The following is a 20,338-nucleotide window of genomic DNA, read 5'->3' on the forward strand; positions in this document are numbered from 1 at the left end:
TGCGACTAACTAGTCAGTTAATGCCAAAATGGCCAGGCTGTCACACTCCCTATTATACCGCAAGGGCCCCTTGGATCAACCCCGGACCTCGCCTCAGGCCATCTCTGGCGGTTAGAATTATCCTTACTCTATGCTTCGAGGGTATTCGGATTCAGAAACACCTTTGCCGGGACCATTTTTCCGATCAGAAGCGACCTTGAGCCTGGTCATCGCCCTTTGTAGGCGGGCACGGGCGCGGATCAGGGAAACATGTTCCGTGCTCTTTGCCAAGATCTCTTCAGCACGGCGCTTTGACTCCAATGCTCTTTCCACATCAATCTCATATGGCATCTCCGCGGCCTCGGCCAAGACGACCACCTTCGTCGGTGTTATCTCGAGAAAACCCTCACGCACCGCCATGCGGATCTCCTCATCCCCATCATAGATAGTCAAAACACCAGTCTCAAGGTTGGTGATAAGGGGCATGTGCCCCGGAAGAATACCAATATATCCATCCCATGAAGGCGCTATAATGCTGTCAACCCGGCGAGAAAACTCTATCCTATCGGGAGTGACCACATCGAGTTGTATCTTCCTTTTTCCTTCGCCACCCAAAGCGTCCACCTCCAGGGAGGGTCAATTCCCCAGTTGTTTCGCCTTAGCCACCGCCTCATCTATGGTTCCGACCATATAAAACGCCTGTTCAGGCAGCTTATCATGGCGTCCCTCGATGATCTCCCTAAATCCGCGAATTGTCTCGGCAAGGGGTACCGTCCGGCCAGGAATGCCGGTAAATTGCTCAGAGACAAAAAAGGGCTGCGACAGAAATCTCTGTATACGCCTTGCCCGCGCCACAACAAGTTTATCCTCGCTCGACAGTTCCTCCATCCCCAAGATGGCAATTATATCCTGAAGTTCCTTATACCTCTGCAGAATGGACTGAACCGCCCGGGCCACCTCATAGTGTTCCTCCCCCACGATGGACGGTTCCAAAAAGCGCGAGGTGGAAGTCAGAGGATCCACCGCCGGATAGATGCCAAGTTCTACTATACTCCTATCCAGATTCGTGGTTGCATCCAGATGTGAGAAGGTCGTTGCAGGCGCTGGATCTGTATAATCATCCGCAGGCACGTAAATCGCCTGTATGGATGTTATAGAGCCTGTCCTGGTAGACGTGATGCGCTCCTGGAGTTCCCCGAGATCAGTGGCCAGGGTAGGCTGATAGCCGACAGCGGACGGCATCCGCCCCAGAAGCGCCGACACTTCGGCGCCAGCCTGTATGAATCTGAAAATGTTGTCTATAAATAACAGCACATCTTGGTGTTCCTCATCTCTAAAATATTCAGCCATTGTGAGGGCGGCAAGGGCAACTCGCAGTCTCGCGCCCGGTGGCTCGTTCATCTGGCCGAATATCAAGACAGTCTTATCCATTACGCCAGACTGCACCATTGAGTGCCATAGCTCGTTCCCTTCTCTAGTCCTTTCGCCAACTCCCGCGAAGACCGATACTCCACCATGCACCGTGGCGATATGCCTAATCAGTTCCATGATGAGGACTGTCTTCCCCACCCCAGCCCCACCGAACAGGCCGATCTTGCCGCCCCGCGGATATGGGGCAAGAAGATCTATCACTTTTATCCCAGTCTCTAGGATTTTTAGGTCAGTTGCCTGCTCCTCGAGGTCAGGCGGAACCCGATGGATAGATTCATACTTCTCGGCTTCGACTGGTCCCAATCCATCGATGGGTCTCCCAAGAACATCAAAGATGCGCCCAAGTATGACTTTACCTACGGGAGCCTTTATTGGTTCCCAGGTGGCTCGAACAGGTAGTCCACGCTTCAAACCCTCAGTGGCTGATAATGCTATACATCGCGCTCGGCCACGTCCAATATGGCTTTCAATCTCTCCGACCAGGAGTACTTCCCTCTGACCACCTGGCATGGTTCCCTGTGGACGAAGAATTTCTACAGCAGTTCTGACGGGAGGCAGTTCGCCCTCTGGGAACTCCACATCTATTACGGGACCGACTATTCGAACTACCCTGCCTCGCGCGGTCTCATCATGGTTGTTAAAATGAATCGAATCTATAGCTCGTTCTAAAATAGCCATATTACTCCGCCCCAGTGCAGCGGCGGTATCCATCTCCTTCCTCGCCGGCTGCTCCTCTGCTAACGGACAGCCTCAGCCCCGGCGATTATCTCCGATATTTCCCGGGTAATAACCATCTGACGCTGCCGATTATAGGCCGTTGAGAGCTTCTCTATCATCTCGGTCGCATTATCGGTCGCCGTAGTCATGGCTGTCATGCGAGCCCCCCGCTCGCTGGCCTCAGCCTCAAGTAGTGCCCTGTAAACGGCAGCCTGCATGTACCTGGTAACGAGACGATCAATGACATCTAAGGCTGACGGCTGGATATCGCGATTCCATATCCTGATGCGAACGCCCCCGGCTTCAGGAGAGGATGCCTGTAATTCTGCCGAGGGTTTTGCCGGGATCAACTGGAACGTCCTTGGAACCTGCTCCATAGCAGAGTGGAACCTAGAATATATAAGATACACTCGATCGAATATCCCAGCCGTATAAAAATCTCCGATTCTATCAGCTATATTCTCCGCCCAGGCAAAAGTCGGACGGCTAGATAACCTTTCATAAGAGGCCTTAACGGTAAATCCGTGGGCTCTGAAGAAATCACGCGCCACCCGGCCAACGGCGATGATAAACACCTTTTCCGGACCGCCAAATTTGGCGGCCTCCCGCATGGCCAGCTCCAGGATATCTTGATTATACCTCCCACATAACCGGCGATCAGACGTGATGACCACCAGCCCCACGTGCTGTACCGGCCTCTCCTGCAGAAATGGATGGGGAGGGCTAGACATCATTGAGCAAATATCCACCAATACTTCGCTGGTTTTCCGGGCATATGGCCGGGCAGCCTGTACACGTTCCTGGGCGCTTCTGAGTTTTGCTGCCGCAACCAGCTTCATGGCCCGGGTAACATGTCGGACTTCCCGCACTATTCGAATACGCTTTTTGATTTGCCTGAGATTGTCCATGGATCAACTAGCCTTCTTCCGCCTCTCCCTCGCAAAACGCTCTCTTACTTTAGCCCCAAGATCCTTAATGAGTTGGGTTTCCTCGGGTGTGAGTCTATTCCCCTGTTTGATCTTCCTGATTAGCCCCGGGTAATCTTGGGATACCCCTCGTATCACCTCAAAACCAAATTCGTGGACGTCCTCGATAGCAAGTTGCTCTATCCCGGGAGAGGCCATAGCCCACAGAAAAATCACCTGGTCCTCCATAGCCATGGGATGGTATTGCTTCTGTTTGAGCGCCTCCATGAGTCTCTCACCGCGAGCCAGTTGGAGTTTTGTGGCCCTATCTAGGTCGGCTCCAAACTGGGCGAATGCAGCGTGCTCCCGATATTGGGCAAGCTCGAGTCTAAGCGGCCCTGCGACCTGCTTCATTGCCGGGAGCTGGGCATCGCCACCAACCCTGGACACAGAGAGGGCCACGTTCACTGCAGGCCTCACGCCGGCGAAAAAGAGATCTGCCTCGGTGAAGATCTGGCCGTCGGTTATAGAAATCACATTGGTTGGGATGTATGCTGAAATATCCCCTGCAAGGGTCTCCACAATCGGGAGCGCCGTCATCGAACCGCCACCCAGGTCGGATGTAAGCTTTCCCGCCCGCTCAAGGAGACGTCCGTGAACATAGAATATGTCGCCAGGATAAGCCTCCCTTCCTGGAGGCCGCCTGAGAAGCAATGAAAGCTCTCTATGCGCTACGGCATGTTTCGAAAGATCATCATAGACGATGAGCACATCCTTGCCCGAATACATGAACTCCTCCGCCATCGCGCATCCCGCATATGGCGCAATATATCTCAAGGGTGTAGGATCGCTGGAGGAGGCGACCACTACCAGGGTATAATCCATGGCGCCCTTATCTTGCAGAGTCTTGATCAATTGGGCGATGGTCGATGCCTTCTGCCCAATGGCTACATAAACGCAGATGACTCCCTTATCCCGCTGGTTTATAATGGCATCAATGGCGATGGCTGTCTTCCCGGTCTGCCGGTCACCTATGATCAATTCCCGCTGACCCCGGCCAATAGGGATAAGGGCATCGATGACCCTTAGGCCCGTCTCCAGGGGGACCCTGACCGGCTCCCTTTCGATAACACCCGGAGCATGCGATTCCACAGGCCGTCTGCGGGCGGTCTTTATGGCCCCCTTTCCGTCGAGTGGTTCACCAAGGGGGTTTACTACCCTCCCTATGAGCTCAGGCCCGACCGGGACATCAATTACTCTACCGGTGCATCTCACCATATCTCCTTCGCCCACTTCATCCCATGGGCCGAGAAGTATGCACCCAGCTTCCCTCTCGTCGAGATCGAGCACTTCAGCAGGGATACCCTGCCCGATGAATACTTTTTCACCTATGAGAGCGTCGCTAAGCCCGCTGACCCTGGCTACCCCATCACCTACCGAGGAGACGAGGCCCACTTCCTCCCGAATGGGCGCTAGATCCAGCGAGGATAAGACCGCCTTGAGTCGATTCACAATTACACTGGCATCTGCATTCTCTTGCCATTCCGGGATTTCAGCGGCCCTGAGGGAACTATCAATATATTCGAGACGGCCCCGCGTGCTGGCATCGATCAATTGGTCACCCACCAGGATACATATACCGCCAAGAATGTGAGGATCGACCTCAATGGAAATGTCGATCTCCTCACCAAATTCCCGCCTGAGGGTCTTTTTGATATACTCCTCGAGGGCTGCAGAGATCTTTGTGCAAACCTTGACTTTGACCGGCCTTGCCATCCTAGGGGCGCCCAAATTGTTCATCATCGGGTAACACCACCAGCATCAACTATCTTGTCCAGGGCACGCCTGATCTGTTCTTCATAATCCTGGCCCGGTCTATCCTCGAGCACCTTTAGGCAGGCAGCCGTAGCAAGGTCAGCAATATCTTCCTTTAGCTTCATCCAAGCATCGCGTCGCAACCTGACGGCCTCATCCTGAGCGGCGCTCAGGATTCGACGAGCCTCTTCTTCGGCACCCTTTACGATGTCCTCGCGGGCCTTTTCACCTTGAAGGACAGCATCCTCCAGGCGGTCATGTATCTCCTTTTGGAGTTGGTCGAGTTTCTGCTGATATTCCTCCAGGAGCTTCTGTGCAGTGGAGCGGTCCTGCTCCGCCTTTGCCATATCATCCTGGATGCGTTGGGCGCGTTCAGCCATAAACCTTGTGATCGGCTTATAAAGAATGGCCGTTAGAATCGCAGTCAGGAGCAGAAAATTAAATATTGTCGCTATAACTGTAAGGTTTAAATTGACCACGACATTCACTTCCCACCACGGTCAAGTCATCTGCGCATCGAATTGTTATTACCCTAACAACGGATTTGCATAGAGCAATATCAATGCGACCACAAGCGCGATAATAGGCGTGGCCTCCACAAGGCCTATTCCGATCAGCATAGTTGAGAATATGCTCGACTTGGCTTCTGGCTGCCGGGCAATGCCTTCCACGGCCTTGCCCGCCACCTGCGCGTCTCCGAATCCGGCTGCTATGGCAGCAACCGAGACTATCAGGCAGGCCGCTAGGATAGAGGCCAACTTTAGTATCACTGCACTTGTCATCATGTGATTTCCCCTCCGATCTCTCCGGATCGCCGTCACCAGCACGAGGATGGCAAGATGCGACCCCTGACGCCATCCCAAGCCATACAACCATGGGATATGGCGCCCCAAAACATAAGAGCCCTCACGCATAACTTATTAAAGCGAAGCCCAGGAGCATAAAGGGCTATATGTGCGTATACGCCTAACGCATATACACGCCAAAGATTATGACTCTTATCAGGGAAAATTGCAACCCCTCAGAATGGCAACACCTGGAATCCTGCAAGCTTCTAGTCCGATTCCTCTAGAGAAACGGCAATATATGCTGTCGCCAGCATAAAGAATAGGTATGCTTGCAAAATGCTGACGAAGACATGGAATGCCTGACCTAGCATAGGCACAAAAAACATGACTAACCTGCCGAGAATGACGATGAGCACATCTCCAGCAAAGATATTTCCGAAGAGTCGAAAGGCTAGTGTAAGTGTACGTGTAAACATTTCTAATATATTCAATGGCAGGAAAAGAGGATTCGGCTTTATGAAGCTCAAAAGATACTTTTTAAGACCTTTGGTCTTGGTTCCAGCGTAGACGGTCAACCCCAGCACAGCAACAGCAAGCCCAATGGTGACATTGATATCTGATGTGGGGGATGAGAGCCCCGGGACCAGCCCAATAAGGTTTGCAAACAAAATAAACAGGAATAGGGTTGCCAATACCGGAAAACAAACGGCCGCAGCCGCGCCCATATTGTCCCTTATGAGAGCCTGAAGGCTTTCGACCGCCCATTCCAAGAGGTTCTGAAAGCCTGACGGTATAAGGCGCATTTTCCTGGTAGCAAGCCAGGCCATGATTATGAGTATAGCCATCACGACCCAGGTCATGATCACTGTGTCAAAATGAAGCCCCATGCGGCCAATGTATACCATCCAATGACCACGGATTGGAGACTCCTTCATGATACCGCCACCTTTGCCATAGCTCGAGGCATCAATATATCAAACCGTATTTCTCTACGAGTATATGGAGATCCAGAATATTGCATCTGCGCTCTGCATGGAAACTCCATCAATCTAAGAAATACCCACGATACCTGGAATATCCGATCTCCTACAAAGATACTACGGAGTCAGCCTTGCGTCAACACCCCTGATCATTGAGTGTTATCGGACCGCGGTAATATCGTCCTGCCGACTGGGGATATTCCGTCATGGGATTGCCCGGAACAACCAGCCATCTCCTATGATACGGTATGCACTCTGTGCCCGTGCGCCATATGTTGGGACCTATTATGACTGAGAATCGCATTCACTACAAGCCAGGTACGGGCAATGGCAAAAGTAAATGCGAAAAGGGTAAAAACCTTCGGACCTAAGAGATTTGCGCCAATAGCCAGGAAGATGAACAGTGCCGATAGTCTGGCGGCCGAAGACCAACGCATGAACCTAACGGATTGTGCTGGTCGCAGAGCAATCGCCCTATTTGCTGAGAAAAGCAGAGCCCGGTAGTCTGCTATCGCCAGGGCAATGCCGATAATGAATGCAAGCATAAACTGCAAATCAAATTCCTCCCCCAGATTGAGACCCCAGCCTATAGAATCGCCTAATGCATGCTCATTGCTGACCACCTTCCCGGTTACGATCCCGGGCAATTTCAGAATGGCGGGATGTCCGTCTTGCCCTTTTTCTACGGTCATCTTTGATGAAATCCCTCATGGCTAACCGCCATACGCCCCAGAAGCCCGAAGCTGCACCCATAAGAAATCCCAAAACGGCAAGGATTGGCCTGGTGCCGAATTTGGCATCGAGGAGCTGGCCGCCAATAAAACCCAGGATCATGGAACCGGCAAGGTTAAATCCTATAGTCCCATAAAATTTAAGGGCTCGGATTAGATCAGGATCAAATCTTAAATCTCCCAATCCGCACCTCGCTAAAGGTTCCGGCACCGTATGAGCTGCTAGCACCTAGCATCGCATTATCAACTACAGGTACTCCGGGGCCGGACCGGAATTGTGACGCAGAAGCCAGTCCGCCTCTTACCCGCACCTAAATGGAAATGGGATCCGGCGATCTTCATCCTGTGTCCAGTAAATCAAGTGTACTACACGTGGTCTCGAGCTGTCAAGGATCTCCAATTCCCTCATTCCACTTGCATCACTGATTCTCACCTAATATCATGGGGCCACGCAGCGCAATCAGAACTGACATCCTATAGAGGTTTATTGACCCTAATGATCATCGGGCGTGGCTTATACCTGTCACGTGAAATGAATTCTCTCTTAACTTCATTCCCCTCTTCGGTAATCCGCCACACGGAAACCACATACCCATTCCCCCCTTGATCCTCCACTACCCTTGAGCCCTCAGGCAGGCTATCATCGTTTTTTTCAATTACATCGGGAGGAATCTCAGTTTCGATCACCGTCTCGATGCGAGTCTGCTTCTTGTCTTTTCGGTGACCAAATATCTTCACTATTACTTTAGCTCCCTCGAGACGCGTCACCACCATGATATGATGGCTCAGATTATTCCGAAACCGTAAATCCAGGTAATCGTAGGCCACCGTGGCATCCCGTCCGGGCGGCACATAGGCGGGGACTATTGAATGATGAGACCGGGCCGAAATCTCTAACCCGGCCAGCAGCGCGGCATTATATAGGGTCGATGAAACCTGGCATACGCCGCCGCCGAGGTCTGGAACCAGTTCCACACCGAGGACGACCGGGGCCTCCTTATACCCGGCATCCCGGCTTCTAGGGCCGACTAGCGCATTGAAGGAGAACTCCTCCCCGGGGGCCAGCACCGTACCATCGATGGCGCGCAATGCCAATTGCACATTATGCGATCTTTCACTGGCCAAATCATTGAGATGAGTAATGTATGAACTCAGAAGGACCTCTATTCCCAAGGACTGAACTTCCTGAGTGCTTATCTCAGGTTCTATAGGGATTATCGGAAGTTCAAAGGAACGTCCCTGAACGGATCGGATGGCATTCACAAGCATCGATTTCGCCCTGTCATGATCTACATAGCGCCCGGGCTCTGCCCCTATTACATGGACATGGTCCTCATTATCGATAAAGATATAGGAATTCCTGGCCCTGCGGTTTATGCCTTGTGCGATGGCGGAGAGATAGCGGTGAATCGCCTCAGTATTACCAGTAATGATGGGTGTGATTTTGATGGGCGAATCTGAGTCTTCCGAATGCGGCCATATGCTATGATACCACCTCTTCTGTCGTCGGACGGAGAGCACCTCCTTCAATGTGGCTTCGACATCGAAATCGATCCCGGCAGCCTTAGGGTCAAAACGCCATTCCTGGCCTCCATACCTTAGCACGACTGGCTCGGACTCTATTATAGCAGCAAGTTTCAGAAGCCTCTCCCTTGCATCGTCGGCAGAGAGGCCACCTAGTTCACATCCAAGTATGCGGGCCCCGGGTGGCAAGGAGGAGCGGGAATAAGTTGATGAAACCACTTTAGAGGTGATACCGGGGTAAATGTCTTCCCAAAGGCAATACTTCAGGAAAACTCCCGTGCAAGCAAGTAGGCCCAAAAGCAGTAAGCCATTTGGCACAAATGGCCGTTTTGCGATTCGCCGAAGCGTCAAATTGATACCTCCTGCATGTCGCAGAGCACGATGTATCTCTCTTATTCCTTTTGAACATCTAGGCTATGATTCCTGCTTCCCCCATTTGAATTCGCCCTATATTCCATTTTCGTAGCCCACCTACCTACCTATTTCCTGCGGATTCTGAAGACCCAGAATGGGGATGTTGTGATAATAATATGTCGCGCTATTATTGCGCAGATCAGTGGAACCCCAGCCGAACCAATAAATGGATAAATATGTTCCAATAATGTCGTAAAGCCAAGTCTAGAAATAGGTATAGCGAGGAGAGTCACCTCCACAGCAAGTAGATTTGCAGGGCTTCCAAGATATCTACTTAGCTGTTTGCCAAGTGTATAGGCGGCGGCTGTCCCACTACTGATGAGCGCAAGGAACAATATACCCTGATAGGTCTTTCCATAGATTTTGCCAACTCTTCCTGCCAAGGCGAGCATCGGCATTTCGGACTCTAGTCCACAGCGTGCATCACTCAAGACGGCATGATTAACCATGCCAATGAGCAATCCAATTCCAAGCCCTCCTAAAATCCCCGCTCTATATGCGGATCGGGAATCGCGAATATCATCGCTGAGGGATGCAAATGTGCCTATCGACAAAACCAGATTATACGAGGTGTATATGATAGCCGATGTGATCCAACCTATCGAGCTAACGGATGGGGCGGAAGTCGCCGCTATTCCGGCTCTGGTAGCAGATAGCACACGTATCGAAATCACTATGATGGCTATCAGCATCACTGGGACCATTATCAGGTTGCTCAGTAGAAGCCCTTTGGCGCCTAATAAGACGATGAAACAAATGATCCCCGCGGTAGTCATAATTCCTATATCCTGAGCCGCGGCATTTTCGATGGAGGCCACCGCCCCGCCGCCCGCGATCATGATTGTAAGACCCCCATAGACGAATATCAACATAGCCACATTCCAAACGGTAGCGTGCCGCTTCCCCAGGACAGCCACTAGGAAATCATACAGGTTGCGTGGCCTAGAAAATGCTGATAAATCTAGGATAATGGCGCCAGCCACCATAAACAGGACCGTCGATAGGAGCGAGGCGAGTATGGATCGGGGGCCAAGCGAGCTGAAGAATATAAAGATTTCTTTACCTGAGGCAAACCCCGCCCCCACTACCGCCCCTATGAAGGTCGATGCAAGGGATAGTTCCTGTATAGACGGCAACCCCGCGATGCCCCTGACCCTATGGCAGTTCAACGGCCACATTTTTGGCCGCTTCATAGATGATCTTCGTCCCTCTCCATTCATGTCTCCATCTCTGCACCGGCAGACAATGCCCTGCTGGAACAACTCCATTTAATATAAACCTGACCATATATGAGGATCCCTTACGATTAGTCCCACTACCTGAGCGGCGCGGACAAATTCTGGACGTGATCCACATTGCGACCTTTTACTGCCATAGCTACATAATTTAGAAGGCGGGCAATCCGCCTATGCATTGCCTCTCGTCATCCCTTCATGCCGATGACTGCCATCGCAATCAGAGAATGAAAATGTCCATAGTTTGTTCAAGATGGCCCCCCATGATAACATGACAGCCACCGACGGCAAATAGAAATAACCATTGGCTTCTGTCGAAACAAACCCCCATGCCACCACGATGGCATCGTCAGAATGACGAAAACTGCGGCGTGCATTTTTGGGGCAGCCCGCCATGGCGGCTAACTGTCGCGCCATCAAGGGATGAAAATAGCGCTTTGTTGCGCCCAGGGATATTTCCATGCAAACATCTCGGTTTATTTCCCGGGAAATAAAATGAATCCTATCACATACTTTTATCTGATTTGGACTTTATTTGGACCTCTCCATGACTAATATCGCGGAAATAGGAAACCCGGACCTTGCTGTTTCATTGATTCCTCCCTCATAGAGGAGGGCTCCCTCGCGAGAGGTTCGCACCGTCCCTCCTCGGGCCGCACTTCTCACATAGCTTGAGTATCGGATAAGGGAATCGACCCCCGCAGAGGTTTAACAGTGTCTGCATAAGATATCTATGTTCGACGTGCGACGTGTATTCGCCTCCTTCCTCGGGGCCGTTATCGGGCGTGTTCCGACTGTGGGCGCTAAAATCCATTGTGTTCTCCAGGCTGGTTGATTAGGTTGATGCTATATTGATGGCGTGTGGGTGATTGGTACCCTGCCATTTGGGACCGTCCTTCTTGTACGTATAGGATCGGCAGTGCTGCCAGATCATGGAAAAGCTGGCCCCCCAAGGAAACAGGATCACGACATAAGGATAATCAAGTTCGAGAGACGCACCAATACGTTACCGCCAACATCCTGCATATGTTCTAAGCCTGATCCAGGTCTGAGTTAGGCATCTATCCAGAGCTTCAATCGACCCATCTTCTGCGGTGCCACGGCCCTGCCGCCACAGTGCCGGCGACACCCCTACCAGCAATAGATGTATCCCGTCCCTTTGAACGGATGGTGAAATCCAGGAAAAGGCCCCTGCCATTTTTATTCATCTACTTTTGCTGTCCCAGCAGCATGCGGTCTGCTTGGATAGCAGCCAATGACCAACCCTTTCAGGACTTCGATGGCAGCGATAACTGGCCGACGTTGAAATCACCATGATGTCGTGAATACTCATCGGCCATGACTCATATACTTGTTATGCACGTGGCTAGCAGGGCATGAGTAAATATCACTCTCGCATCGGCTCCGAATCTATGCATCTACTCCCTGCTGTCTAGATGCTCCAGGCCGGTTCAAGATGTAGATAAAGGCCCTCGGCCACGAGTCCATTCATGAAAAGTGGCCATTTGTTTTCGCATATCCCCATTTTGTGGTTTTGTTTAGAAAAATTTGGGGGTAGCACCTGCCGGACATATCCGTGTCGGGACGTATATTTTGTAGTCATGCGAGGCTAATGGTTTTCTGTATATATTTCAGTTCGAGGATGGATCCAGGCTATGAGCGTTTTGCGGGCCCGGGATTATAAATCAGCCGCCTCCCCAAAGCCGCCGATACCATGCAGCCATATTCGTGTTCACGTAGATGATGCAAACGCCGCATCTACTCTTCAATCTACGCTTCGGGGTCACTTGACCTGGGCCATTGGACAGGGGAAACATAGAGAAGTATTAGCTATATGCATCGGCACAGATAGGTCAACGGGTGACTCACTGGGCCCGTTGGTCGGATCGCATCTAATTGAATCGGGAATCCCAGACAGGTATGTTATAGGCACATTGGATGAACCGGTCCATGCTGCTAATCTTTCTGAGACGCTAAAGCAAATTTCGGGCATTCATCCGAAACCCTTTATGATAGCCATCGACGCCTGCCTTGGCAGACTTGAGAGCGTCGGGGTCATAGTGATGGATAGAGGACCAGTCAAGCCCGGCACTGGCGTGAATAAGACTCTTCCCCCGGTTGGGGACCTACACATTACCGGCATCGTGAATATAGCGGGCTATATGGAGTATCTGGTTCTGCAAAATACCCGATTGAGTCTAGTTTTCAGGATGGCAAGGGTAATCGCAGGTAGCATAGCGCCTGTATTACTAGATATCATAAACGAGGACTAGATTCTATAGGGTCGATCTTCCATGATCAAGGCCGCGAGATTCTGAAACCCGGATCTTACCGATTCATTGGCCCCTATTTCATAGGGACGCGCCTCCTTTGCGGGGGATTTACGCCATCCCTTCTCAGGCCATCCCCGCACAGTCCCTGCAATTCGTCCCGGACCTCACAATGAATCCATAACTGGCTTCTGCCATCATATCCTTCAATGGAGCAAGGATCAATTCGCGAACTCATCGCTCGACCTCAATACATTTGGCAGACTTTCTCGGGATGCCCCGGTTTGTCCTGGCCCTTATGGTAAGGTGACATTGAGCGCATAATCTGAGATCCCTCACTTGCTGCGAATTCCGCAGCGGAATCTAAGGCTTTTTTCCCGTCCGATCTGATGAACAATTGCAAAATCGACAGGGGGTGTATACCGCTTCGGTCTTATCCTTCTTCTTCACCGCCTTATATGTTCCATCGGCACGCCAGAGGCGCCCTATCCGCCCTACCTCCTTCCACCTATCTTTTCAGGCGGATCTTATCTTCCACTATCTGAAGTACTTCATGAGGAGGCTTTCCGGTGGCGTCGATGATGGGTGTCTCAGTTGAGATTGCAGAAACACCTGACATATCCATATCCATTCCTGATACTACTACCACATCAGCCCGCCTAAGGTTCCCGTCTATTCCTACGACTGTATATCCCTCCCGCTCCAATAGATTCCCGATGTTCGACAAGCCTTCCGCAACTGCGACAATCCCTTTTTGCATCTCCTTTAATCCCATCCTTCCCAATCAATTCCTAATAGCCAGAAGGGCCTAATACTACTTTCACGAGGCTGATATCTCGCCTGGACGAGATATTAAGCTATGGACAACATGGAGCACTTCTAGCAGCTTGCCGTCCCAAATCATATGGCCTACAGAACATGATAAACAGTTCCTTGCCCGCCCTTATATCCCTGGAGGCATATGATGCCATCCAGTGGAGTGGGGTCAGATGCCGTAGACTTTTCCATCAATTATAATCCCATTACTTTGCCATGGTCCTCCCCAAAAATCGAACCTTGGCTCTGGATCATGGGCCGATTATCCAAAGCGCATCGAATCCAATGGCCTCATACCAACACGGGGCCCCATCCTTCACCCGTAAACCGATTTGAGGGGCCCAAGCAGGTGCTGCGGTCGACCGCCATGAGGATATCGCCTTTCGCCCCTGGACCCGTTTAACTTCATCCCGTCCTAAAGAGGCGCGGCCGTTCGTGGCCTTATACTGCCTACCTAACGACATGCAGTGGGTCTAAGCCGATCCGGTATCACCGCCATCCATGATTTAGATTATCCATTATCTCATGGGAATATTTAACGATGTAAGGCTGCCGCGAGGATTTAATATCGAGGACGGGGCGAATACACAGAAAGCCATCAATGTCGCTCCCATGATCATCTCAGCATAATAACCACGATCATTCGCGGCCTGAATGCCAGCTTGATCTATTTTGAACGTGCCGCTCGAGTAGTGACTCCACCTCATCGTCTAGTACGGGGGAGAAATCTCTATAGAATTGCCCGACGGCGAGGAATGCCATTGGGGTCTCAAGTATTATGGTTTCATCCGCTATATCTATGAACAACTGCGCTGTGTCTGGGGGCGCAACCGGCGATGCAATGACTATGTAGCCAGCATTCCTTCTCCGCATAGATTTCGCGGCGGCAAGCATGGTATATCCGGTCGCGATCCCATCGTCCACCAATATTGCGACTTTGCCTGAGAGATCATCGCTGCCCAAATATCTTTGATACCTGCGAAGCCTCGCTTGGATTTCATTCATTTCCTGCTTCGCTGCCGTCTGTATATATTGCCCGGTGACCCTGAGATGGCCGACAAGTTCCTCATTGAGCACGATGGTGCCATCCTGGGCAACAGCTCCTATAGCGAGTTCAGGATCTGATGGGGCCCCTAACTTTCGTGGTAACAATGGATAAAGTGGCGCATAGAGTCGCTCTGCTATCTCATATCCTACTGGAACCCCGCCTCTAAGAAGCGCAAAGATGGCCGGGTCAAGCTCCCTGAACTTAAGGAGCCGATCCGCAAGCATTTTCCCTGCCTGGCTCCGATTCTCAAATAGCATATATTGCTTGCCTCCTGATATATTATAAGATGAGGCGACCCTTTCATATGTAGGTACATTTACCGACCATGCGAGGCGCAAGGGATTCAGGTTGGTAGTCCCACGAGTCTCGCATAGGATGTCCTGTCTGCAATCCAGGATCGTAGTTGTGGCAAATGCCCTCAAGGATAGCTCTCAAATGTGGCCAACTGCCTTGTCTATCAAGCCCATTGTCTCATTTTCACACATCATGCTTGCAGAAGAGGGGTCACCGGGATTTCCTAGGCTTTTGAATGGCCTATTGATCCCTATCCCCGACGTATACGATAAAAATGTTTCACGTGAAACATTGGTAAAACTTTGCTAATATAACTGCCATGCCTGTTTGTCCGCGGGTCTCATTTCACGATGCATACCAGGCCGACTGGCCCCCATATCGACTGCCGTTCTTATCTGATAGATCTCCTTAGGGTTCTATAGATATACAAGCTCGCTTGAACCTCTCCACAACTGAAGTCGCGGGATTCTGCAATCCTTGACCTGGTCGCTTCATTGATTCCTGTTTCATTGAGCCGCGCCTCTCTTGCGGAAAGGTCTTGCCAGCCCTCTAACAGGCCATCCCCGCAGTTCCTGCGATTCATCTCCTGCTAACCTGCTAAAAGGTGCTTCCCTTCGATCAGAATGCTACGAGCGGCATTTATGTCCCGGTCATGGATTGTCCCACACACCGGGCATTGCCATTCGCGGTCGGGACGGGTCAATATGGAACTTTTCGTGCCGCATCTTCCGCATAGTCTGGACGACTGATAAAAAGGATCGATCTTGATGAACATCGTGCCATACCAGGCGGCCTTGTATTCCATCATACGCTGAGACTCACCCCATCCGGCGTCGGATATGGCCCTAGCTAGCTTCCTGTCCATGTCCTTTCACTACTGCCACATCTACCATTGCAGATATTGTAATATATATGTCTGCAGGAGGCAAGATTTACCTAGGAATATGCTCGGAAATCCTACCAAAGAAGCTATATCCCGCAATATGTTGGGGCAACTCCTAAGCGTAGCCACAATATATAGAGGCCGTCAGAGTTTTCGAGCAATCTCCTAGAATTTGTCCAGAGTTTTTCGGAATGTGCACGAAGTGCAGGATAAGCGGAGCAGATTCACCTCTAGTGGTTAGGCAGCGGCTTAACTGATAAGCCCGTCCCTGAGGTTATGCGCGCACGAAGTCTTTGTCGGCTTTACTCATGACCAAAGCCGAGAGTGTGTAGCCGGCATTTCATCGAGATCAAGAACGGGGCATAAGGAAAGCTGAGAGCATGCCTCACGACGCAATGGAGGAAGATCGCATAGGCTTCTGACAACATTAACTTGCTATCAAAGTCGCAGGGATATGCCTTTTAGACAGGACGCATTTTGGAGGTGAAGGTTTTATAATGATGGTCGCATGAGGGAAATATGGCCAGGATGATTGAAAATAAAGGGCAAATCCCGGAAGGTCTTGAGCCCATCATATATCCCCTATAGATCGCCGGCCTGCTTATCCATGTCCAATTGCCCTTCTGTCAGTCCAGGCTTATCTTTATCTTCCCCGGTCTCGATATTATCATTACCACTTGGGAGAAGCTCCGGCCTGGAGTTGTCACTATGGCTCATCTTACACCCGCCTATAAATACTGCGCCATCATCGACCACAAGCGATGATACAAATACATCACCATGTAGACGCCCTGTGGGTAGAATCTCCAGCTTCCCGCTGGCACGTACGGTACCAATTAGTTCACCCGCCACTACCACGTTACGGGCGCAGATGGTAGCCTCGACATGAGCCTTTTGACCTACGCTGACGTCACCCGAGATATTAATATCTCCTTTTACTTGCCCATCAATTCTTATTGAACCGTTCCCAGTAATCACCCCTTCAACCATCGTTTCGGGTCCGAAAATGGAATCCACTCCTCGTGATTCAGCTGGCTTACCTCGCCTTCCGAACATTAGCCAATCACCTCTAACAGCCACATGGGAAGCCTGGCTTGATTGCTAATGGAACCCTCAGAACGCATGTTCGCGCCCCTAACTTAAACATAACATGTGCCCACCATGGACCCGTGGGCATCACGAGGCTAACTTCGGACAGGCACCTCCGCCTGCAAACGCCCCTAATACTGTATAGCTTAGGTAAGATGTCTTCGCGTCTGGTACCAAAAACCACAAACTGTCAATCCCGACATCGACGTTTTAGAATGGATCCCAAATGGATTCCGATTATAAATGGAACATTGTGAACAGATCCGGGTATATTAATATGGTCAGTTCCATTCAGCATGATGTCTAGTCTGCATAGCCCCACGGGTTCTGCGGCCTCCCATATAGACGGACCTCGTAATGGACATGAGGCCCCGTACTGGTGCCAGAACTTCCAGAATAACCGATGATCTGCCCCTTTTTCACATACTTGCCCTTTGAAACCCGCAGGCCGGAAAGATGTGCATAAAGCGTAGACAATCCAGCGCCATGCGATATCTCGATACAGAGTCCATATCCCGCCCTCCAGCCAGCATATGCCACATATCCGGCGGCAGTCGTTCGCACGGCAGTTCCGGTGGGGACAGCTATATCTATTCCGGTATGGTAATGCATCCTTCTCGTAATAGGATGCGCCCTGCGGCCATAATTTGATGTTATCCTTCCCCTAACGGGGAAAAAGCTGGGCGTATGGTCCGCCTTTCTCCGATGTGCAATAGCCGCGCCTTCAAGGTCGTTGAATTCCCTTGACAACGTCTCCACTTCATCGAGGAGACTATCAAGGGATGACTCAAGGGCTTGAATATCAAATTCCCAATGGGTTGGCCCCTCTACTGCGTTCACGGTACTGGATGAAAATGGAACGCCAGTAGAGGGTCTCGAACTCCCTCGATTCGGGGTCCTGGCGCTTGTCCCACGGGAACCTCCATTGAGGATAGACCTTATCTCCATCCCAAGCTTATCAAGGGCCACCATCTTCTTCTCAAGTGTTTCAGCCTTCTTTTTCACCGTAAAAAGCTGTTCTTCCTGAGATTCAACTGCGCGTTTCAGTTCAAGGTTTTCAGAAGTCAATTTGGAGATCATGGCATCACTTATGGCCTGCTGTCTAGTAGATATCGTAAACCGGGAGAGCATATAAAAATATGTAACACATAGCAACAGCAAAACACCTGTGGCAAATGCCACTACGATGCATGCGGTGGGCAAGGAAATACAGAAGGACCTTGCCTGTCCGCCGGAAGATGACATGGCGACAATGGTAAACCTACGTCGTCCCAGCCGCCGAAGCCGCTCACGCGAAATTGGGAATTTCATTCGGCATTCCCTCCATGGAAACGTAATCTCGGGCGACTCGTCTCCATGATGATTATTTAGATTGAGGATATATCTTATTCATTGCTGCGAACCCGTGGGATTCTCATGGAAGAACCATGGCAAACTAAGAGAATACTTCTCTAGGCGCTTCTGATTTCCTCCCGCTGCCACGCATTTTTTCTTCAGTTTTGGGTACCATCCCAGGAACATCTCAAGCAGGGTGGCGAATTCCGAGCCACGGCCCGGCTGACTTATCTCCGCCGGCGTATCCCCGCTGACCTATCACATCATCCATTATGCGAAGCCTGAAGGCTCCCACAGGGGGGTGACAGATCGGCGCCAATTCCTGCTACCACGTCATATAGGCTGCCTCGAGGATGATCGAATGCAGTTTGTTTCCCTCCGACAGCTCCGCCATTGGGGTTTGCATGAGGTCCTGTCTGCCTCCCCAGAAGCACCTCCTCGACCGATTGTCCATTGATATGAAGAGAGGCCGCCAATTCCCATTTTATGAATTCAGTAGAAATAATGCCAAAGACTCAGGCTGGAACCATGGTAGGCGGGCCTCCAAGTTTATATTCGCGCATTGGTTACCATACCTCATACCTTCGTCAGGAAGAACGTCATACTCTTTACATACGTAAGGCATTGGGCTAATCCTTATGCAAAACAGCCCCGGGGAGCCTCCTGTAAGGTATTCGAATGTCCAGATGGTCATGAATATGAAGGATGGGTGTTGCATGTGCGGGCGATGCGAACTATAGATGACCAAGCTCGAATTTAGAAACATAAACTGATCGTGTCTGGAGAACCCGGCAACCGCGTGGTGACATAGCTTGGCCATTTTTCAACTCTGGACTTGGAAGTCTATAGAGCTCCCGTGAGGTGCTTGGCTATTGGATATACCCAATAGTGGAATATGCAGATTGGGCCTGACATTAATGACTCAGCAACGCAACCCTATGCACTTTACCGAGGCCGCAGCCCATAGGCTCACCAGGCACGAAAGGAAATATTGAATGGGCCTCACTATGGAGGTTTCAGAGGAGATTCAATCTCCCTTTCTGCCTGTTCTGGCGGCATCTAGGGCCTGACGCTCCTCATCAGACAGTTGATAGGGGGAGCACCAAGCCTCTACTGGCTTGGCGTAGACGCGGAATTCATCCCGCGAATGGAGACCGGTCAGAATTATACCATTGCCGCGCGAGTCGCACAATGCAATACTGAAACTCTGAGCCCCGCCCATATCATGAAAGGCATCAAAGCGTATGATGGAAAGATACTTAAAGGACCTAAGCACCTCCGCAGCTATATCATCAAGCTGAGAATTCAGATGACCCACCGAAGATTCTAGTCTAGTTAACCTTCCAAATATATGCTCAATCAGGTCACCGTGCTCAGGCGCATATGCCTCCTTGATCAGCGCCTGATATTTCCTGTATACAGATAGAAGACGAATCAGAAGGATAATCAGCGCAACGGTCAGCGCCAACTGAAATAGGAGGAAGAGCTCCAATCGCCCCTCAGCTACGATAAGTCCAAATAATCCCCCTGAATTACCTTGGTACATGCAGGACGCCGCAACCACCAACTCCGGGAAGTATAACTTTGGATGTAAGCGGCACTTCCCCCTCTACTGATAGAATATAATCGTTCCTCGTGGTAGTCCCCATACCGCCCTCCGGACATCATCATCGAAGAATATGAATGGCCGTCGGCTGCCTTCTGCAGCGGCAGCACCATCAGCGGAATAAAAATCCCGCATGTGGGCGCCGCTATTTTCAGGGCAGGCCCCCATACTACACCGGCGACACCATTAGGAGATTGAAAACAGCGCGCGGCTATTTTCGGGGTAGCCCTCCATGCCGCCGGGGCGGCACCAACGAAAAATGAAAATGGCGCTTAGCTATTTTCAAAGTAGACCCCCATGCCGCTGCGGCGGCACCATCAGAAGGATGAAAACCGCGGCGTGCATTTTCAGGATAGACCCTCATGCCGGTCTGACCGACACCATCAGGGGGATGAAAAATCCCCCTATGCGGGCTCCACTATCTTCAGGGCGGACACCCATGCCGCTGCGGGGCACCATCATGAGCATGAAAACAACG

At 51.1% G+C, this 20,338-nt stretch carries 18 protein-coding genes; 1 reads left to right on the forward strand and 17 read right to left on the reverse strand.

Annotation, left to right across the window (positions count from 1 at the left end):
• Positions 1-123 precede the first annotated feature (123 nt).
• The 11 genes from HPY52_13400 to HPY52_13450 form a co-directional block, all read right to left on the reverse strand.
• Positions 124-594, reverse strand: a complete 471-nt coding sequence (locus HPY52_13400; protein NPV81245.1) for a F0F1 ATP synthase subunit epsilon — start codon at positions 592-594, stop codon at positions 124-126.
• Between the two features lie 21 nt (positions 595-615).
• Positions 616-2,088, reverse strand: a complete 1,473-nt coding sequence (atpD, locus tag HPY52_13405) for a F0F1 ATP synthase subunit beta (protein ID NPV81246.1) — start codon at positions 2,086-2,088, stop codon at positions 616-618.
• 59 nt (positions 2,089-2,147) lie between these two features.
• Positions 2,148-3,035 carry an ATP synthase F1 subunit gamma gene (gene atpG / locus HPY52_13410; protein ID NPV81247.1) on the reverse strand — a complete coding sequence of 296 codons (888 nt, stop codon included), beginning with the start codon at positions 3,033-3,035 and terminating at the stop codon, positions 2,148-2,150.
• A 3-nt stretch (positions 3,036-3,038) separates the two neighbouring features.
• On the reverse strand, positions 3,039-4,835 hold the full coding sequence (locus HPY52_13415; protein NPV81248.1) for a F0F1 ATP synthase subunit alpha: 1,797 nt from the start codon (positions 4,833-4,835) through the stop codon (positions 3,039-3,041).
• Positions 4,832-5,326, reverse strand: coding sequence for a F0F1 ATP synthase subunit B (atpF, locus tag HPY52_13420; GenBank protein ID NPV81249.1), 495 nt, complete (start codon positions 5,324-5,326; stop codon positions 4,832-4,834). Before atpF ends, HPY52_13415 begins: the two co-directional genes overlap by 4 nt.
• A 48-nt stretch (positions 5,327-5,374) precedes the next feature.
• Positions 5,375-5,629, reverse strand: coding sequence for an ATP synthase F0 subunit C (atpE, locus tag HPY52_13425; GenBank protein ID NPV81250.1), 255 nt, complete (start codon positions 5,627-5,629; stop codon positions 5,375-5,377).
• A gap of 272 nt (positions 5,630-5,901) precedes the next feature.
• Positions 5,902-6,570, reverse strand: coding sequence for a F0F1 ATP synthase subunit A (atpB, locus tag HPY52_13430; protein NPV81251.1), 669 nt, complete (start codon positions 6,568-6,570; stop codon positions 5,902-5,904).
• A 281-nt stretch (positions 6,571-6,851) separates the two neighbouring features.
• The gene (locus tag HPY52_13435; GenBank protein ID NPV81252.1) at positions 6,852-7,307 is read right to left on the reverse strand and encodes a hypothetical protein; all 456 of its coding nucleotides are present in this window, start codon (positions 7,305-7,307) and stop codon (positions 6,852-6,854) included.
• Entirely contained in the window at positions 7,225-7,449 is a 225-nt protein-coding gene (locus HPY52_13440; protein NPV81253.1) for an AtpZ/AtpI family protein, read from the reverse strand. The genes HPY52_13435 and HPY52_13440 overlap by 83 nt, the downstream gene beginning before the upstream one ends.
• Positions 7,450-7,820: 371 nt before the next feature.
• Positions 7,821-9,221 carry a hypothetical protein gene (locus HPY52_13445; protein ID NPV81254.1) on the reverse strand — a complete coding sequence of 467 codons (1,401 nt, stop codon included), beginning with the start codon at positions 9,219-9,221 and terminating at the stop codon, positions 7,821-7,823.
• A 128-nt stretch (positions 9,222-9,349) separates the two neighbouring features.
• On the reverse strand, positions 9,350-10,477 hold the full coding sequence (locus HPY52_13450) for a hypothetical protein (GenBank protein ID NPV81255.1): 1,128 nt from the start codon (positions 10,475-10,477) through the stop codon (positions 9,350-9,352).
• 1,697 nt (positions 10,478-12,174) lie between these two features.
• Between HPY52_13450 and yyaC the strand changes: the two genes are divergently transcribed.
• Positions 12,175-12,792 carry a spore protease YyaC gene (gene yyaC, locus HPY52_13455; protein ID NPV81256.1) on the forward strand — a complete coding sequence of 206 codons (618 nt, stop codon included), beginning with the start codon at positions 12,175-12,177 and terminating at the stop codon, positions 12,790-12,792.
• A gap of 505 nt (positions 12,793-13,297) precedes the next feature.
• On the opposite strand, the gene HPY52_13460 is transcribed toward yyaC, so the two are convergent.
• From HPY52_13460 to HPY52_13485, 6 genes are all read right to left on the reverse strand, one after another.
• Positions 13,298-13,549, reverse strand: a complete 252-nt coding sequence (locus tag HPY52_13460) for a YkuS family protein (protein NPV81257.1) — start codon at positions 13,547-13,549, stop codon at positions 13,298-13,300.
• Positions 13,550-14,244: 695 nt separating this feature from the next.
• Entirely contained in the window at positions 14,245-14,910 is a 666-nt protein-coding gene (locus tag HPY52_13465; protein NPV81258.1) for a phosphoribosyltransferase, read from the reverse strand.
• Between the two features lie 626 nt (positions 14,911-15,536).
• Positions 15,537-15,755, reverse strand: coding sequence for a transposase (locus HPY52_13470; protein ID NPV81259.1), 219 nt, complete (start codon positions 15,753-15,755; stop codon positions 15,537-15,539).
• A gap of 657 nt (positions 15,756-16,412) precedes the next feature.
• Complete coding sequence (locus HPY52_13475; protein ID NPV81260.1) at positions 16,413-16,886, reverse strand: polymer-forming cytoskeletal protein; 474 nt, start codon at positions 16,884-16,886, stop codon at positions 16,413-16,415.
• Between the two features lie 336 nt (positions 16,887-17,222).
• The gene (locus HPY52_13480; GenBank protein NPV81261.1) at positions 17,223-18,230 is read right to left on the reverse strand and encodes a peptidoglycan DD-metalloendopeptidase family protein; all 1,008 of its coding nucleotides are present in this window, start codon (positions 18,228-18,230) and stop codon (positions 17,223-17,225) included.
• Between the two features lie 1,051 nt (positions 18,231-19,281).
• Positions 19,282-19,800, reverse strand: a complete 519-nt coding sequence (locus tag HPY52_13485) for a DUF4446 family protein (protein ID NPV81262.1) — start codon at positions 19,798-19,800, stop codon at positions 19,282-19,284.
• Between the last annotated feature and the right edge of the window lie 538 nt (positions 19,801-20,338).

This window comes from Bacillota bacterium, from assembly GCA_013178415.1.
Lineage (GTDB): Bacteria > Bacillota > SHA-98 > Ch115 > Ch115 > Ch115.

Excerpts from the sequence above, each read along its gene's own strand:
- atpD (NPV81246.1), bottom strand. The coding sequence starts at position 2,088 with ATGGCTATTTTAGAACGAGCTATAGATTCGATTCATTTTAACAACCAT.
- atpG (NPV81247.1), bottom strand. The coding sequence starts at position 3,035 with ATGGACAATCTCAGGCAAATCAAAAAGCGTATTCGAATAGTGCGGGAA.
- HPY52_13415 (NPV81248.1), bottom strand. The coding sequence starts at position 4,835 with ATGATGAACAATTTGGGCGCCCCTAGGATGGCAAGGCCGGTCAAAGTC.
- atpE (NPV81250.1), bottom strand. The coding sequence starts at position 5,629 with ATGACAAGTGCAGTGATACTAAAGTTGGCCTCTATCCTAGCGGCCTGC.
- atpB (NPV81251.1), bottom strand. The coding sequence starts at position 6,570 with ATGAAGGAGTCTCCAATCCGTGGTCATTGGATGGTATACATTGGCCGC.
- HPY52_13435 (NPV81252.1), bottom strand. The coding sequence starts at position 7,307 with ATGACCGTAGAAAAAGGGCAAGACGGACATCCCGCCATTCTGAAATTG.
- HPY52_13440 (NPV81253.1), bottom strand. The coding sequence starts at position 7,449 with ATGATCCTGGGTTTTATTGGCGGCCAGCTCCTCGATGCCAAATTCGGC.
- HPY52_13450 (NPV81255.1), bottom strand. The coding sequence starts at position 10,477 with ATGAAGCGGCCAAAAATGTGGCCGTTGAACTGCCATAGGGTCAGGGGC.
- yyaC (NPV81256.1), top strand. The coding sequence starts at position 12,175 with ATGAGCGTTTTGCGGGCCCGGGATTATAAATCAGCCGCCTCCCCAAAG.
- HPY52_13460 (NPV81257.1), bottom strand. The coding sequence starts at position 13,549 with ATGCAAAAAGGGATTGTCGCAGTTGCGGAAGGCTTGTCGAACATCGGG.
- HPY52_13465 (NPV81258.1), bottom strand. The coding sequence starts at position 14,910 with ATGCTATTTGAGAATCGGAGCCAGGCAGGGAAAATGCTTGCGGATCGG.
- HPY52_13470 (NPV81259.1), bottom strand. The coding sequence starts at position 15,755 with ATGATGGAATACAAGGCCGCCTGGTATGGCACGATGTTCATCAAGATC.
- HPY52_13475 (NPV81260.1), bottom strand. The coding sequence starts at position 16,886 with ATGTTCGGAAGGCGAGGTAAGCCAGCTGAATCACGAGGAGTGGATTCC.
- HPY52_13480 (NPV81261.1), bottom strand. The coding sequence starts at position 18,230 with ATGAAATTCCCAATTTCGCGTGAGCGGCTTCGGCGGCTGGGACGACGT.
- HPY52_13485 (NPV81262.1), bottom strand. The coding sequence starts at position 19,800 with ATGTACCAAGGTAATTCAGGGGGATTATTTGGACTTATCGTAGCTGAG.